The sequence below is a fragment of the Desulfogranum aggregans genome (assembly GCF_055398265.1).
In genome coordinates, this window is record NZ_AP042447.1 from 2,631,267 (window position 1) to 2,648,464 (window position 17,198).

Below are 17,198 nucleotides of genomic sequence, written 5' to 3' on the forward strand. Positions count from 1 at the left end.
CGTCGATTCATACCCCATGCAGCTTAGGCAGTACTGCTGCTGCGAAACTCAGCACAAAGAAAAAACCACACATATCGGTTACCGTCGTCAGCAGGGGGCTTGAGACGAGTGCCGGATCCAACTTAACACTTTTTAACATCAGCGGCAGCATTCCGCCAAGCATCACCGAAACAAGCGTATTCGCCGCAAGGGCTCCACCGACCACCATGCCAAGCCAGATATTCCCCTTCCACAAAAAGGCAACGCTGCCGAGAATGCAACCAAGAACCAAACCATTGAGAATCCCCACCCGCATCTCCTTGAGAAGGACCCACAGTAATTCTCCAGGGCGTACAAGTCCCAGAGCAAGTTCTCTCATGGAGACGGCAACCGCCTGGTTTCCCGAACAACCACTCATATCGCTGACCATTGGCAAAAAAACAGCCAAAGTAATCACAGCTGCCAGGGTATCCTGGTAGAGTGCAATCACGCTGGCAGCCGCAACATTGAGGATAATATTGATCGTCAGCCAGGAAAGCCTGCGCCCGGAACGGGAGAGCAACGGCATTGTACGGAACTCCTCGCCGCCTACAATACCGCTGAGCCGTAAAAACGCCCTGGTTTTGAGCTTATTGATCGCCTCTTCAACCCGATCAGGCAACACTACCCCAACAAGGCGGTCCTCCTTATCCACCACCGGTGCACCGAAGAAATTATGCTCTTCAAAAAATGCTTTCAGCTCGGCAAGACTCGCGGAATCAGCAACACTGAGCGGCCGGGCAATCATGATATCTTCCAGACAGGTTGAACGTGGCGGAAAGAGCAGATCATGCACCCTGAGCACCCCTTGAAGCTTTCCTTCACCATCAACAACATAAAAATACTGGACATTATAATCCGCATACTCAGCCTGATTCGCCATCAGGTCATCCAACACATCCTGAATCGTCAAGTCCTGCCTGAAACGGAGGAATTCTGAAATCATGATCCCTCCGGCACAATCGGAAGCATACTCCAACATCATCTTGGCTTCCGATGCTTCTTCAAGGGGCATCTGCTCAAGAATAGCCTGGCTGGCCTCTTCATCCATTTCCGCAAGGACATCAACCAGGTGGTCGCTCTCCAGTTCTTCGAGAATTGCTGCCGCCTGTTCTGAGGACATCTCCTCGACCACCTCGGCAGCCTGCAAGTCCGGTATATCCTCTATAACGTCAGCAGCATCTTCCGGATCGAGCATTGCCAGCAACCTGACCTGCTCATCCATCGGCAGCCTCGATACAGCCAGCGCAGTTTCTGAGGGACTGAGTTCTTCAAGATATGCGGTCAGGCCTGCTTTATCATTCTGCTCAATTAAACGGGAAAGTTTTTTCCAAGATAACATTTCATCTTTCATCACAGCACCTCATAGTCATTCTCTGGTGAACCTGAATCAGTGACCGGGTAGACGCTGCGTTGTGGCAATTTTCCGGTCTTTGTGCATAATACCGCACGTCGGTTGAACAACGCAGAGACGCCAAGCCCCCCTGCGCGGCATCTCATAATGGCAGCCCTGCCCAGTTGACAACGAATGGACAAACGAAAGTAGGAGTACCAATGATGTGGCCACTTTTCACCTGTTCCCTCTTGAACGTTCACCGGTTCAGTGTTGAGCGCAATCTGGTTAACAATACCCGAAGTATAGAACAAACCATATGGATGATTGCTGCTCACTCTCTCAATAGGCCCACCGCAGTGCGGTCCTCTTCCCTGGCAGCCTGCACCATTTCGATACTCTCTTAGGGGTGCCGACATCATCCGCTTTCCTTATGGTTAATGAATAAACAGTGCCCCAGAGGATAATGTAAACAACATCGTTCCTGGGGATAAAAAAAGAACAGAATAGGCAAGACATCAATAGCCGTGGATGTTTGATGTCATCTGTACGAATCTATTCTGCTCTCGCCCCTTTGGCACTTGACAAAGAGGACCGCAGAAGCAGGAAAAAACCAACCATTCAGTGGAGGGAGGACAGATGCCTAGTCACACTGATCATGGGAAGGCAGAATGCAAAAAGCCCGTTACGGATACCGTAACGGGCTTTTTGTCTATCGAATGGTGCCGGGACCAGGATTTGAACCAGGGACACACGGATTTTCAGTCCGTTGCTCTACCGACTGAGCTATCCCGGCACCGCAGTGTTGAGGCCACTCTTTTAGCAGAAGTGGCAACTCTCTGTCAACCTTTTTTTCACCTATAGTTTTTCTTCGGCAAACAATTCTCCCAGGTCCACATCAAAATTATCCAGGGCGGTGCCGGTAACCGTCGGTTTGCTCTGGCGCCTGCTCAATCTCGGCTTCTCAATATTCTTTAATTCCAGCTCATCCAACAGGAGATCCTCGAGACCCAAGTCCTGTTTCTCCTCCTCTGCCTTTTCTATGCTGTGCCCGACAGGGGATTGGTCTTGTGCAAGCTCATTCTCCAAGCTGATCAACGGTTCTTCTTCCGCCTGGGCGACAGCAGGTTCCGCCTCCGGAGGTCCTAAATCAGAAATATCCAGATCACCAAAATCGATGGTCGGCCCCTCCTTTTCCTCCTGCTCGGATTCCTCCGCAGTATCCATCATGAACTCTTCAAGCGGTCCCGTCTCTTCAAGGTCGTCCAGGTTGAGAATGATGTCGTCCTCCCCCTCGGCTTCATCTGTCCCGTTATCACCAGTCAGTTCATCCAACTCAAGAAAGAACTCATCATCCTCAGGCGCCGAACCAGGTGCAGTTTCTATCGAACCATCCAACACGCTGCTTACATCGGCATTTTCTACAGACGGCTCATCTGGAGATGCCGCCACAACTAGTTCCTGATCACTGATTTGGTCAAAACGAAGAAAACCTGGCACCTCGGTATCGAACACCGTACCGTTGATACCGTTTTCAGAACGATTCACCGCCTTGTTGCATTTTTTACATATCTCCAGGTGATCAAAAGAAATGTAGCCGCATTTTGTACAACGCATAAGATTGCCTTTTGAGTATTAAGTTGCACCACCGCGCGGTTGCCGAGTGGTTTGATGTTCATCCTGTGAGTGATTATCGCACAAGCAAAGAAAGAAAATCAAGCGGCGATAGCAAATTCATCCATTTTCTTGAACAAGAACGCTATTACCCCTTAACTGCCACTACCTCATGTTTCTCACAGCTCTCCTACTCGACCTCCGGTCAACCTCACCAGCTTCCAGATTCTGGCCCAACACAAGCACAAAAGACCACAATTCATTAACACAATAAATTTATTGAATTTCCTTCCGATACACCCTCAGTCAAAGACTGATCACCACATCGAGACTCTATTCTTTCTGCATTTCACTCTGACAGGGTCAGATTTCACAATTGCAAAGCCAATCCACTGCTCATCCGTCTAATGTTTAAGCGATCAACGAGTGAAAATAACAAAGAGACAAAATTGCCCGGAAATCGGTTTATGTGGTAATCATTGGTAATCGTTTCACACATCATGATACGAACAAACGTTTTGACAGGTCATATACAAAACCAAAACGAAATGAAACTGAGGAGATGCAGACGGCTTTTCCATGAAAACTTCTTTTCAGCTTTTTTTCGATGACACCGCATCCATACCTATAAAATGACCCTATTGGAAAAAAAATCACAAACGAACCGTAATTTTCTTCCCGCTACCATTCTCGTGGTGGAGGATAACCCTGTAGCCCTTAATTTCTTAGTATCCGTACTTAAAAAAAAACAATACGCTGTGTTAACAGCCAGAGACGGTATAGAAGCTCTGGCTGTAATAAGACAACGCAGGAAAGATATCGGAGCCATCCTCCTCGATCGAATGATGCCCAATATGGACGGGATGGAGGTCACTCGCCAGGTACTCGCCGACCAGGAGCTTAAATATATCCCAATAATCATGCAGACAGCCGCTGACAAACCAGAGGAAGTTACCGAAGGGATAAAAGCTGGAGTATTTTACTATCTTACCAAACCCATAAATCGAAACATTGTCTTGTCGATACTCTCCTCTGCTTTGCAAGAGTATCACCAACGCAGGCTGCTTGAAATTGAGATGAAAAAGCACCGAAGAGGTTTCGGCTTGGTGGAGATGCTTAGAGGTAGTTGCCGTACACTGGACGAAGCGGAGAGCATGTCATCATTTCTAGCGAACTGTTTCCCCGATGCAGCTCGAGCCCTTACAGGGATTTCAGAATTACTTTTCAACGCAGTTGAACATGGAAACCTCAACATCAGCTATGATGAAAAGACCGTATTAGTAGGAAGAAATATATGGCGGACAGAGATCGAACGTCGCTTGACCCTCCCCGAATACAAAGATAAAAAAGCAATGGTGCTCTTTGAAAAAAAAGAAGACTGTTTCTATCTGCAGGTTAACGATCAGGGGAGCGGCTTTGACTGGAAAAAATATCTGCAAATCGACCCTTCACGTGCCTCCCACAATCATGGCCGGGGAATCGCGATGGCCAACATTGTTGCATTTGACCAACTCATGTACAACGATGCAGGCAACCAGGTGACAGCAGTCATGAAAAGAAAATCGAAAACATCAGCCCTTGCAAAATAGCGTAACAGGTCACATTCAAAGAAGATTGCGTCTATCATGACACGAGCATGTTTCAAACTCGATATCCACACCCTGCTGCTTTGTTTGAACAATCATCCCCCCACTTGATAAAGCGGGGATCAATTACCGGTCGGCCATCTTTGCCCATAAAAAATTTTGCACTACTCCAATGGCCTGCACCGTCCATAAAAGCTTTCAGCGAACAGCGAAAAGAAATTGTTCCCCTTGACGGAAAACCCTATCACAGTAAATATACTCTCAAAATATATTGTAATTTAACCTCATAGCGTCTTTTTTCAGCCTGATCGGATTATCAGCTCCCATGATTACAGCAGCAAAGAAATTTTCCGCTCTTCTACCAATCACAGCCCTTATCGCCAGCGCCCTTGTCCTTGGCCAGACCGCCTTTATTCTCTTGCAGGGTGATCCACTCTGCCTAAATCAGGGCTGCACCATTGTCGAAGAAATGACTACGGTCCCCCCGCTACTGTTCAACCTGGCGGGCTTATTCTTTTTTCAGATCATTTTCTGGGCGGCAACCTTGGTCAATCGGGGTGTCCCCACGCTTCATCCCTTGACCCTCACCCTGCTTACTGCCGCTATGGCAGCCGAAGCACTGCTGATCAGCTTCCAGCACGCCATTGCCCGTACCTTTTGCTCCTATTGCCTCACCATCTGCGGGTTTGTTGTCCTGCTCAACCTGCTGGCCGGGAGACGACAGTTCCTTCGGGGCGTGATGGTCTTTCTGGCAGTGACAGCCGCTTTTTTCAGCGTAGACTTCCAGGCAGGAGGTGGAACGGCCGCCTCCTATACAGACGGAGTATTTGCCAGTCGTAAGGTTCCGGAAGCGCAAACCACGCTCCGTCTCTTTTTTTCCTCTCACTGCAGCCACTGCGAAAACATCATCCAGCTCCTGGCCTCCAGGGATGATTTGGAGGTGGACTTCCATCCCATCGACCAGGTGGAAGCGATCGATGTACCAGGAGTAGAAAAAAAAGCTGCCTATGCCGCTGACGCAAATAGAGACGTTCTCCAGGTGTTGGGGATCACCGAAGTCCCGGTGCTGATGGTTGAGGAAAGAGGAGGCCTGCTTATCCTGGAGGGTGAAGAGGCTATCCAACGGAAAATCGACGCCCTGCTTCCCCTGATGAAGGACCAGTCAGACTCACTGGGGCAATCAATTCAACAGACCGACAGTCTGATTCCCAACGGAAATGGCATGACCAGCGACGGATGTTCTGTTGAAGCAGATTGTGTCGAGGGACAAGCAACGCCTTTCAACGGCCAGCCCCCCCGCTATTGATAGCTATATCGCCTGCATTGCCTGATCCAAATCCCAGAGAATATCTTCGATATCTTCTAGGCCGATACTAAGACGAACCATATCCTCCTGCACGCCTGCCTCGGCCAACTCTTCAGGGCTCAATTGACTATGTGTGGTACTGGCAGGATGAATGGCCAGGCTTTTTGCATCACCAACGTTCGCCACATGGCTGAACAAACGAAGATTATCTATAAATGCCTGTCCGGCAGCGGCTCCCCCTTTAATCCCGAAGGTAAGGATGGCGCCTGCGCCTTTGGGGAGGTACTTTGCGGCGCGTTCATGGCTATGATGGGAGGGCAGACCAGGATAAGAAACCCAACTGGCCAAGGAGTGTTCCTGCAGGTAAGCGGCAACAGCCGTCGCATTGGCCACATGACGCTCCATTCGCAGACTGAGTGTCTCCACCCCCTGGGTGGTCAGCCAACTGTTAAACGGTGCCTGGGATGCACCGATATCCCGAAGAACCTGAACCCGGGCTTTGAGAATAAAGGCCGCAGATCCCAGATCAGCGTAGACCAGCCCATGATAGGAGGGATCAGGCTCGGTAAAATTGGCAAACCTGCCACTTCGCCAATCAAAGTTGCCACCGTCCACCAGCATACCGCCAATACTTGTTCCGTGGCCGTTCAAGAATTTGGTGGTACTGTGAGTGACTATGTTGGCCCCACATTCCAGGGGGCGACAGAGGTAAGGGGTTGCCAGGGTATTATCAATCGCCAGCGGAATACCGGCATCAGCGGCAATAGCAGCCACTTCAGCAAACGGAAAAACCGTCAGCCCCGGATTGCCGATAGTTTCGCCATAGATCAACTTGGTATTGGGACGGATGGCCCTGGCAAATGCTTGCGGGTCTTCCGGATCAGCAAAGCTCACTTCAATGCCAAGTCGAGGCAGGGTATAATGAAGTTGGTTATAGGTGCCGCCGTACAGGCTGCTGCTGCTGACAATATGATCACCGCTGCTGCAAAGGGTGAGAAAGAGCATCGTCTGCGCTCCGTGCCCGCTGCTTGCAGCCAGTGCCCCAATCCCTCCTTCCAGGTCCGCCAAGCGCTGCTCAAGTACATCGGTGGTGGGATTCATGATCCGGGTATATATATTGCCAAATTCTTTAAGCGCAAAAAGATCAGCGGCATGGCGCGTGTTCTTAAAGGCATAAGAAGTGGTCTGGTAAAGTGGCACAGCCCTGCTGCCGGTTGTCTGGTCGACGACCTGTCCGGAATGTAGCTGACGGGTATTAAACCCGAAAGCACGTTTATTTTCAGACATACACATCTCCAATCTCGGGTGATCAAAAAAATGCTCCAAAGTGAAAAAAAACAATACGCCTGTATCAGGCCCTGTCAAGCTCACAATGGCCGGGTTATTGCACTCCTCCCCTCCTGCAGGCGGACAACCGCAATTTGCCGGTCACCTATCACCCGTAGCGAGACCGCACCGCTCCTCATCCGGCTTGACTGAATCGCATTCATAGGGCAACATACAGCCTTATCCGCACCGCAAAACAGCAAAAGGCTGTTCTCCGGTCACGGTCGCACTGTTCGGGGATGCCTGCACCTTAATCCTGCAGGTATTCGGCCCCAAACAAACTGCACCCCTTTGGTAGATGCCAGCAGCACCATATTCACCTTCAGAGAAGATCGGCACGTTATGACCTCGGCCAGGCACACACGCTTTCTCTCGCTCCGCAGCCTGCCGCTGAAAATCTGTCTAGCGATTCTTCTCATCCAAGGTCTGTTTCTTTTTCTGCTTGGCAAAGAATTTCTCGCTGCCTATACCGTCGAGCTGGAAAGGACCATCCAGGATAAGCTGACCCAGCCCGGCGTACTCATGTCGCAACAGTCGATGCATTTCGTCAGGGCCAGAGAGAAAGCCGTCCTCAGCCGCACCATCAACGAAGAGGTGGTGGAATGTTTGGTCATCAATCCCAATGGCACCGTCCTCTTCTCTGACGATCCTGATAAAAATGGGGAATTCTACCAGGCCTTTCTTCACCAGCGCGAGCAGGACCTGCCGTTTACAGCTTCGGGGAAATTCACCGTTGTCCGCTACACAGACGCCTCCGGCAACCTCTATTTCTCCAGCCTTGCGCCCCTGACCATTGAAGAGCTCTTTTTCGGCAACCTCTTTCTCCGTATCAAGGCCAATCATGTGGCGGAAAAGGAGCGGAACATGCTGCTGCTTTTTCTGCTTGCCAGCGGTGCTACCCTGGCCTTTACGATCACCATGGTAGCACTGTTTATCTACCAGCTGCTCGTCCCCCGAATTGATTCAACCCTGACAGCACTTGACCGGATACAACAGGACCAGGTGTTTGAATTTCACAAAATCCCTTCCGGTCCACCCGACCAGGTAGGTTTGTTTATCCGTCGGGTTAACGAGATCCTCCTCGCAGTTACCCAAAGCAATCAAGACCTGAGAAGGCTTCACCTTGTCGGAGAACAACTTGCCACAGCAGCTGACAGAAGAACCCTGTACTCGGTCGCAACGGAAACTACCTGTCGTTTTTTCTCCGTCCAGCAGGGTGAGCTTGACCAGCTGATTGAAGGCGAGCTTGATACGCGGTATTACCATCACCCGGAAATTGGTACTCTCACCCGCAGTGACGATCGAAAAACCTTGTTCCTCTCCCTCCCAAGCCCAGAAAAACAAAACGAATTTGTCTGGGTGAAATTTTTCCGCAGCGATGAGGCTGCCATTGAGAAAGCCGACCAGACGCTCTATTTTGACTACCTGAGCCGCATCTTTAAAAGTGCCATTCGCCGTATTCGTGCCTTTGAAGAAATCGCACAGGCTGAGGAACGGTATCGGGAATTGTTCAGTTCAGCAGTGGAAGGGATCTTCAGAATTTCCGCCACCGGGCGTCTGGAAGTTGTCAATCCGGCTCTCTCCGGCATGAGCGGCTACCAATCACCAGAGGAAATGATGCGCAGCATCACCGATATCAGCACCCAGTACTATGCCGAACCCGATGGTCGGAGGAATATCTTCACCACCCTGCTGGAGGAAGGAAAGATTGTCGATCATGAAACCTTTTTTCGCCGGAAAGACGGGTCTATCTTTCCGGCAGCTATTTCCTGCCACATAGTGAAAAACAGTCAGGGAGGGATCATCGCCTATGAAGGTCGGATCGTCAACATCGAGGAAAGAAAATTACGGGAGGAAGAAGAACAGAATCGAAAGGCCGCCGAAGCAGTCAGTCGGGTGCAACTGCAGATGGTGGCTAAACTGGAAAAAAACGAACAACAACTCCAGCAGTCACTCCAGGAAAAGGAAGTGCTCCTTCGGGAAATCTATCACCGAACCAAAAACAACATGCTGGTCATCATCTCCATGCTTAAACTCCAGCTTGGAGACATTTCCGATCCCATTACCCACTCAATCTTCCAGGAAACGGAAAACCGAATACGAGCCATGGCCATGGTGCATGAGAAGCTGTATCAATCCGACAATCTGGTGGACATTGACCTGGCAACTTACCTCACCGACCTTGTTTCTGCATTGGTCAAGTCCATGGTTGTCAACCAGCAGATACGCATCAATACAGACACCCAACCGGTTCCCATTTCCATTGACAACGCTGTACCCCTCGGACTGGCTGTCAATGAAATTGTCACCAACTCTCTCAAGCACGGATTTCCTGAAAACCGATCAGGCAGCATCACCCTCAGTCTTTGTCAGTCGCCGACGAATGTGATAGAGTTACGCGTAAAGGACACCGGGGTAGGTCTACCCAAAGACTTCACTATGGAAAACAATAGTTCTTTTGGTCTGCAAATAACAAAAAATCTCGTGTGCAAACAACTGGGAGGCACACTTACCATGGTGCCCAACGGAGGTTCTGAGACCATCATTACCTTTAAGGAACCGGAACGGGTAGCGCGAATACTGTAATGCGATGAAAAAAAAAGTGCTCATTGTCGAAGATGAAATCCTCATTGGTATGATGCTGTCTGAAAACATGAGGGATTTTGGTTTTCAGCCGTGTGAAGTGGCCACTTCAGGCGAAGAGGCGCTCGCAGCTGTCCGCACCGAATGCCCTGATGCCATCCTCATGGACATCAGCCTTTCCGGCACAATGGACGGCATAGAAGCTGCCGAACATATTCGCAAGGAACTCGATGTCCCCATCCTCTTTTTTACCGGTTATCGAGATCCCCAACTGCTCAAACGTGCAGAAGCCACCAACCCTGCAGCCATTCTGGATAAATTAGGTCCGGCAGAGGCAATCAAAGAAGCACTTGATCGTCTCTTAAGCTGACCCCTCGTCTCCTTCTCTAGTGGACGGCGACACCGGTAACAATTATTTCCCCCCTTTTTTCAAGTTGGCCTACAAGCTGCTTTAGGTATCACTGTAGGCACATCTCTGTGCTATATTGCAACACTTGTGTGGTAAAATATGTTGCATGCCACACTACGCACAACAGAAGTGTAACATACCCTTTTCCTTCCGGTACCCAATGGATACAGCAAGTCAACGAATACAGCTGCTCGAACATCGGTGCAGGCTGCTGCGCACCATCTGTGAATTTAAAATTGACCATTCGGCTGACCAGGGAGAACTGGTCGTCCTTGAGCAACGAAGCCTTACACTGCTCCAGGACCATGAATACTGCTTCATCTGGGCGGCGAAAAGGGGGCATGAGCCTCATACAATGGAACCGCTTTTTGCTGCGGGTAATAGCGGCCTCTCTTCAGACGAGAGCCTCCAGCTCATTCGCCAGTACCTCGGCAAGCACCCTGCAGACAATCCAGCCTATGAGGCGCTAACAACCGGCACCCCTCAGGTTCACAATCACATCAGTTCTTCCTCATGCCAGGGACCGCTTGATGCGATTATCCGGCAAACGGGAACCAAGAGTACCATCTCCTGGCCACTGATTTCCAACAATCATGAATATGGTACTCTCACTATCCATTCAACCAACCCCGATGGTTTCAACGGCTCTGAATTTGATTTTATCGCCAACGTTACAGCTGACCTCTCCCTTGCTCTGTATGTGGATGAGACTGCGCGTCGACTTCGCCTGGAAAAGGATTTCAACAGTGAAATAGTAGGGACGGTGCAGGCGTTGCTTGTGTCGCTTTCGCCCTGCGGCAACATCCTCTCTTTTAATCAGAAAGCCCAGGAGGTGACAGGGTACAGTGAAGAGGAGGTTAAAGGCAAATACTGGGTCGATGTCCTCATCACCCCGGAACAACGTCGGCGTAGTCAGGCCGAGCTGACCGACATTCTCAAGCGGGAGAACGCTGAAATCAATTTTGAAACCGAACTCCAGACACGGCAGGAAAAAAAACGAACTATCAGCTGGCATGGTTCATTTCAACCTAACATTGAACACGGTCAGGTAGGCCTGGTGCTCTTCGGCATCGATGTGACCAGCAAGATGGCGGTTGAACGGGAAAGGGAAAATGCGCTGGCCAAATGGAACAATATCTTCACCGCTATGCAGGACCCGGCCCTCGTCGTTTCTGAGGATGGAATCATTCTCGACGTCAATCCAGCGACAGCCACAGCTGCCAAACGATCAAGGCAGGAAATTGTCGGCAAAGGAGTATGCGATATTCTCCACGGGGGCAGGTCGCCTGGGGCGACCTGCCCGCTGGAGCTGATCCTCAAAGACAAAAAAAACAGGGTTTTTGAAACCGAGCTTCGCGGCCTGCAGGGTAACTACATGATGACCATCAGTCCGTTAAAATCCTACGAGGGACAGACCGGAGTCGCCCTGCTGCTCGCTCGGGATCTCACCGAAGAACAACTGATGAAAGCTGAAGCTATCCGCTCAGCGCAGCTTGCGTCGGTTGGCGAACTTGCCGCCGGCGTCGCCCACGAAATCAACAATCCCATCAATGGCATCATTAACTATGCCCAGATCCTCAAAGACGCCAATCAGGACCCGGACAGCATTCGTTTCCTGGATCGCATCATCAAGGAAGGCAAGCGAATATCGGGCATCACCAAAAACCTGCTTGATTTTTCGAGAAAAAAAGTTGAGGAACCTGAACCGGCAGACGTTCAGGAGCTGATTCAACACTGTATAGAGCTTGTGCAGCACCAGTATACCATTGACGGCATCACCATCGAACAGGAGTACCAGCAGGCACTCCCAAAAATAATCTGCAACCCCCATCAAATACAGCAGGTTTTTCTCAATATCTTCAGTAACGCACGATATGCCCTCAATGAACGGCAGGCCCAGGGCAACAGCAGTCCTAAACTCCTGCATATCGCAGCCCAGGTCATGCGCATCGAGGGAACCGACTATGTGGAGCTAGCCATTACCGACAACGGTACAGGGATTGAACATGAAATAATCGACAGGGTCATGGACCCCTTTTTCTCCACAAAAACCAAAGGTGAGGGTACCGGTCTGGGCTTGAGCATCAGTCACAGCCTTGTTCAGGACAACAACGGACTATTTCGCCTTCAAAGTGAACGGGGCAGATATACTACCGTTCTTATCGATCTCCCAACCAACACCACCAAGGACCAATAGTATGTCGGCGCAACAGAAACTCTTTGTTCAAGTGGCTCTTTTCTTTTTCATTGCTGCCCTGCTGCTTCTTGTGATGGATATCCGCCTGCTCCATGCAGATGGTTCAAGCCGGTTGCTTCCCTACCCGCTTTTCTCTCTGATGACCATGGTCCTGCTCTTTACCGTCTCCTGTCTCCGCACAAGGACGTTCATACATGCTTTGCACTCTCAGCTGACTGATAAAGATTACCGATTAGAGGAAGTGACCAAGGCCCTGGAAGCAACCACCAAGGATTTTGAAGAACGGGTTGAACGACGAACCTTTGAAATAGCAGTGGCCAACGCCTCGCTCAACCGTGAAATTGCCGAACGAATCCAAGCGGAGACAGAAACCAAACGAATCAAACGGGAAATGGAACTGATACTCGACTCTGCAGGCGAAGGTATCTTTGGTCTCGATGCCAAGGGTAATGTCACCTTTGTCAACAAAGCCGCTTCCATCATGCTGGACTGGCCGCCCGAGGAGCTGATCGGCAAGTCGCACCATGATCTTGTGCATCACAGCTACACCAACGGCGAACCGTACCCGGTTGAGGAATGCCCCATTCACATGGCCTACCGGGACGGCAAAGTCCATTTCGGCTCTGATGAGCTCTTCTGGACCAAAGAAGGGCGCGGTTTTCCGGTTGAATATACCAGCACTCCCATTGTTGAAAACAAAGCCATTACAGGTGCAGTTGTTGTCTTCAGGGACCTCACCACCTTTCGTTAACCGACACTTTCCCCGTTAAGGAGAAACCCTATGCTTGAACAGCAAGAACAGCAGCAACCAGCTATCCTGGTGGTCGACGACGAAGAAAGCCTGCGCGACACTTTTCAGTTTTTTCTACGCAATCAGGGCTATTCGCCGGTTGTCACCGCAGCATCCTACGATGAGGCCATCACTGAAATCGACAAGCAGGCTTTTGACCTCATCATCAGCGACATCGTTCTCGGCAGTCAATCGGGGATTGATTTTCTTCGTAGTATCAGGGAGAAAAATATTGATTGCCCAGTAGTCATGATTACCGGCTACCCGAACGTGGAGACAGCATCAGAGGCCGTGCGGCTGGGTGCTTTTGACTACATCCCTAAACCGGTTGAAAAGGATACATTGCTCAAAATCACCCGTCTTGCCCTCAAGCAGCAACAGCTCGAACAAGAAAAAAAAGCAGCTGAACAGGAAAAGGAGCGCTATCGGGTTTTTCTCGAGACCGTCTTTAAAAGTGTCACTGATTGCATTATCACTGTTGACGCCAACCTGCAGATAATGGAGATGAACCCCGCTGCCCGGCTGCTGTTCAACGAACTGCATACCGGGCCGGTTGATAACTCCACCATCGCCTCCCTCTGTGCGAGCAAGGAATTTGAACCGCTGAAAACCGACCTGTTCAAGGTATTGAAAAGCGGCGTTGAAATAACCCAGCACCGACTCGAATGCCGCTCGACAAACGGCAAGGTCAAAGTCCTCAGCGTGTGCACAGCCCCCCTCCAGGGAGTTGCCGGCAGCCCGGACGGCGTGGTCATGGTCATCAGGGATATGTCCAACCCTGACACCTGCACCCAGGGCAGAAGGAGTTCTTTTCATCGTTTTATCGGCAAAAGTGATGCCATGCAGGCCGTCTACACTATGATCGAAAATGTGGGCAAGGTTGACCTTACCACCCTGATTACCGGTGAATCCGGTACCGGTAAGGAACTGGCTGCAGAGGCCCTGCACCTGGAGAGTCGTCGAAAAAACCGGCCGCTGGTAAAGGTCGACTGCACAGCCATTCCGGAAAACCTGCTGGAGAGTGAACTGTTCGGTCACCGCAAGGGTTCGTTTACAGGAGCCGACCGGGACAGGATGGGCAGAATTCTGCAGGCCGACGGTGGAACGCTTTTTCTTGACGAAATAGGTGACATCTCCCAGATGATGCAGTTGCGACTGCTGCGCTTTCTTCAGGAAAGCACGTTTTACCCGGTTGGCCAGGACACCCCGATCAAAGTGGACGTTCGGGTCATTACCGCCACCAATGTCGATCTCAAGGAAAAAGTCCGCCAGGGAGAATTCCGTGAAGATCTTTACTTTCGCCTCAGAGTCATTGATGTGATGCTGCCGCCTCTCAGAGAACGAGGCGATGATATTTTGCTCCTGGCCAATCATTTTATCACCAACATCACCCCACAGATTGGCAAAGCCATTTCCGGTATATCTGATCAGGGTGCCGAGAAGCTGCTCAGTTACCCCTGGCCCGGTAACGTCCGCGAACTCAAACACGTCCTCGAGCGAGCCTGTGTCCTCTGTAAGGGGCCTTCAATCTCAACCGCCGAGCTGCCTGCGGAAATCGTTTACTTTGGAGAAAATGCCCAACCATCGGCAACGGAATTTTCGGCTGTTCCCGGAACAAGGCCTGACACCGTGGCCGGGGCCGGCTTTTCCGAACCCGAAATGTCCGCCGGTGAACGGATAATGCACGCCCTGAAAAAAACCGGCGGCAATAAAGCCAAAGCCGCCCGTCTGCTCAATATTGACCGAACCACCCTCTACCGAAAGATCAAAGAGTACAATCTGGACCTTTCCCAACTCGAGCTCTAGGCATGCTACACTTGTGCTGCAACACTTATGTAGTAAAACTACATAAGTGTTGCAGCACAAGCTTTTTTTCCTCCTCTTCCCTGTTTTCAGCCCCGCCTTTAATATTTTAAAATTTCTCATTTAAAATCAAACAGTAACGATACAAATGAGCAAAAACTTGTATCCCGCCACTCTCTCTTGCCGCGCATTCTCACTACAGCCCACCACACACGTAACATACTAATAACATATATATTATCAATGAATAGGTATTCAAAAATGCCTGCGGACTCACCTGTGGCATTACCTGTGCAACAGTTTTTTCGATTTTACCACCAATACCCACGGAAAAATCGCTGAACCGGGACAACAGCAGCGCCATGCACCTCGACTAACTCCGACCACGGACAGCATACAGGCAGATCAGCGCACATGAAAAATCAGATACAGCTCGGCCTTCTCATCCTCACATTCGCATGCATTGTCCTGCTTGGGTATAACGTCTACCTGCGCGAAACAACCCCGCCTGAGCAGCCCTACACCGATTTCCTCCAGGCGGTAGAGCAAGGTGACATTGCCCAGGTGCACCTGCGCGGGCAACAACTGACCGGTACGTATACCTCAGGCCGTGAGTTCAGTACCTATAGCCCTGACCTTTCCGGATTACTGTCTCTGCTGGTTGCAAAGGATATTGCTGTCTCTGCCGAACCTGCTGCGGAAAACAGCGTCCTCACTTTTTTCAAAATCATGCTGCCAATCAGCATGCTCTATGGTGCCTGGCTGATTTTTCATCGACGCTCATCCAGCCATTCGTCTCCCTTCAACCTTGGGAAACAATCGCGTTTCACCCCCGTTCAGACCGAAACAGTCACCTTCCAGGATGTTGCAGGTATTGCCGAGGCTAAGGTGGAACTACTGGAGATCGTCGAATTTCTCCAACAACCGGAAAAATACAGCCGACTGGGCGCCTCCATCCCCAAGGGTGTCCTGCTGCAGGGTTCACCGGGTACCGGCAAGACCCTCTTGGCAAAAGCCATTGCTGGTGAAGCTGCTGTCGCCTTTTTTTCCCTGGGCGGGTCGGATTTTGTCGAAATGTTTGTCGGCGTTGGCGCCTCTCGGGTCCGAGAGCTGTTCAACGAAGCCAAAGCCAGCGCCCCCTGCATCATCTTTATTGATGAAATAGATGCCATCGGTGGCCGTAGAGCAGGCAACACTGCAAGCGGTGCCAATGACGAGCGGGAACAAACCCTTAACGCCCTGCTGGTGGAAATGGACGGTTTCAGCTCAGACAAAGCAGTTATTGTGGTGGCGGCAACCAACCGCCCCGATATCCTTGATCCGGCCTTGCTTCGTCCTGGCCGGTTTGACCGACAGATAACCATTGGCCTCCCTGACGTGAAAGGACGGACCAAAATCCTTGAAGTCCATGCGCGTAAAATTGCCATGGATCCAAGTATAGATCTCGGTGCCCTTGCCCGTGCCATACCAGGATTCAGTGGAGCAGAGATTGCCAACCTGGTCAACGAAGCTGCTCTCCTGGCCGGCAGAAACAATAAGAGCAAAGTGGAAATGATTGATTTTGAGGAGGCTAAAGATAAGCTCATCATGGGCCTTGAACGCAAGAGCATTGTCGTCTCCGAGGCGGACCGTCGAGTGACGGCCTACCATGAAGCCGGTCATGCCATTGTCGGCATGATGCTCGATGAAACTGACCCTCTCCACAAAATCACCATCATCCCACGGGGAAGAGCCATGGGGCTCACCCAGCACCTGCCGCTCGACGATCGCCATGCCTATTCCCGAGAATACCTGCTCAACCGGATCAAAACCCTATTGGGAGGCAGAGTGGCCGAAGCGCTGGTGTTCAACCGGCTGACCACCGGGGCGAGCAATGACATTACCGTGGCCACCGAGATTGCCACGAGAATCGTCTGCGAATGGGGAATGAGTTCCCTGGGCCCTGTTGCCTATCGTCAGGAAAACGAATCCTTCCTTCACCAGAGCAGTGTCAGCAAACCCTACAGTGAAATTACCGCTGAAAAAATAGACCATGAAATCGGCCGCATCATTGCCGACTGTTACGAGGAAACCGAAACGATCCTTCATCGACACAATCGCTTTTTGCATAAATTCGCCGAGGTACTTTTGCTCAACGAAACCCTGGATGCAGAGGAGGTGGACATTGTCTTCCGCAGCTATCTCCGGGAAAAGGAAGTTGAGTCTAAACTTGTCGGAACGAGGAGTTAGGGCC

General features: G+C 50.7%; 11 protein-coding genes and 1 tRNA gene. 8 read left to right on the forward strand and 4 right to left on the reverse strand.

Annotated features, from left to right (window positions below):
• Window positions 1–7: 7 nt before the first annotated feature.
• The 3 genes from mgtE to ACZ52Z_RS11685 all read right to left on the reverse strand — a co-directional run bounded on the left by mgtE (window position 8) and on the right by ACZ52Z_RS11685 (window position 2,968).
• On the reverse strand, window positions 8–1,372 hold the full coding sequence (gene mgtE, locus ACZ52Z_RS11675) for a magnesium transporter (protein ID WP_464266963.1): 1,365 nt from the start codon (window positions 1,370–1,372) through the stop codon (window positions 8–10).
• A 699-nt stretch (window positions 1,373–2,071) separates the two neighbouring features.
• Window positions 2,072–2,147, reverse strand: a tRNA-Phe gene (locus tag ACZ52Z_RS11680).
• Window positions 2,148–2,209: 62 nt separating this feature from the next.
• A complete protein-coding gene (locus ACZ52Z_RS11685; RefSeq protein ID WP_464266964.1) occupies window positions 2,210–2,968 on the reverse strand; it encodes a hypothetical protein in 759 nt (252 codons plus the stop codon).
• 638 nt (window positions 2,969–3,606) lie between these two features.
• On the opposite strand from ACZ52Z_RS11685, the gene ACZ52Z_RS11690 reads away from it, so the two are divergent.
• Window positions 3,607–4,554 (forward strand): response regulator, encoded by a 948-nt coding sequence (locus ACZ52Z_RS11690; protein ID WP_464266965.1) that lies wholly within the window; start codon window positions 3,607–3,609, stop codon window positions 4,552–4,554.
• Window positions 4,555–4,876: 322 nt separating this feature from the next.
• Window positions 4,877–5,857, forward strand: coding sequence for a hypothetical protein (locus tag ACZ52Z_RS11695; RefSeq protein WP_464266966.1), 981 nt, complete (start codon window positions 4,877–4,879; stop codon window positions 5,855–5,857).
• A 3-nt stretch (window positions 5,858–5,860) separates the two neighbouring features.
• Here the strand turns inward: ACZ52Z_RS11695 and ACZ52Z_RS11700 are convergent, their stop codons facing one another.
• Window positions 5,861–7,150, reverse strand: coding sequence for an O-acetylhomoserine aminocarboxypropyltransferase/cysteine synthase family protein (locus ACZ52Z_RS11700; RefSeq protein WP_464266967.1), 1,290 nt, complete (start codon window positions 7,148–7,150; stop codon window positions 5,861–5,863).
• Window positions 7,151–7,525: 375 nt separating this feature from the next.
• Between ACZ52Z_RS11700 and ACZ52Z_RS11705 the strand changes: the two genes are divergently transcribed.
• From ACZ52Z_RS11705 to ftsH, 6 genes are all read left to right on the forward strand, one after another.
• Window positions 7,526–9,769 carry a sensor histidine kinase gene (locus ACZ52Z_RS11705; protein WP_464266968.1) on the forward strand — a complete coding sequence of 748 codons (2,244 nt, stop codon included), beginning with the start codon at window positions 7,526–7,528 and terminating at the stop codon, window positions 9,767–9,769.
• A 4-nt stretch (window positions 9,770–9,773) separates the two neighbouring features.
• Complete coding sequence (locus ACZ52Z_RS11710) at window positions 9,774–10,136, forward strand: response regulator (protein WP_464266969.1); 363 nt, start codon at window positions 9,774–9,776, stop codon at window positions 10,134–10,136.
• Window positions 10,137–10,335: 199 nt separating this feature from the next.
• Window positions 10,336–12,372 carry a PAS domain S-box protein gene (locus ACZ52Z_RS11715; protein WP_464266970.1) on the forward strand — a complete coding sequence of 679 codons (2,037 nt, stop codon included), beginning with the start codon at window positions 10,336–10,338 and terminating at the stop codon, window positions 12,370–12,372.
• 1 nt (window position 12,373) lies between these two features.
• Window positions 12,374–13,123: a PAS domain-containing protein gene (locus ACZ52Z_RS11720; RefSeq protein WP_464266971.1), complete on the forward strand. Its 750-nt coding sequence runs from the start codon at window positions 12,374–12,376 to the stop codon at window positions 13,121–13,123.
• Window positions 13,124–13,153: 30 nt separating this feature from the next.
• Window positions 13,154–14,968 (forward strand): sigma-54 dependent transcriptional regulator, encoded by a 1,815-nt coding sequence (locus ACZ52Z_RS11725; protein WP_464266972.1) that lies wholly within the window; start codon window positions 13,154–13,156, stop codon window positions 14,966–14,968.
• 411 nt (window positions 14,969–15,379) lie between these two features.
• The gene (ftsH, locus tag ACZ52Z_RS11730; RefSeq protein ID WP_464266973.1) at window positions 15,380–17,194 is read left to right on the forward strand and encodes an ATP-dependent zinc metalloprotease FtsH; all 1,815 of its coding nucleotides are present in this window, start codon (window positions 15,380–15,382) and stop codon (window positions 17,192–17,194) included.
• Window positions 17,195–17,198 lie beyond the last annotated feature (4 nt).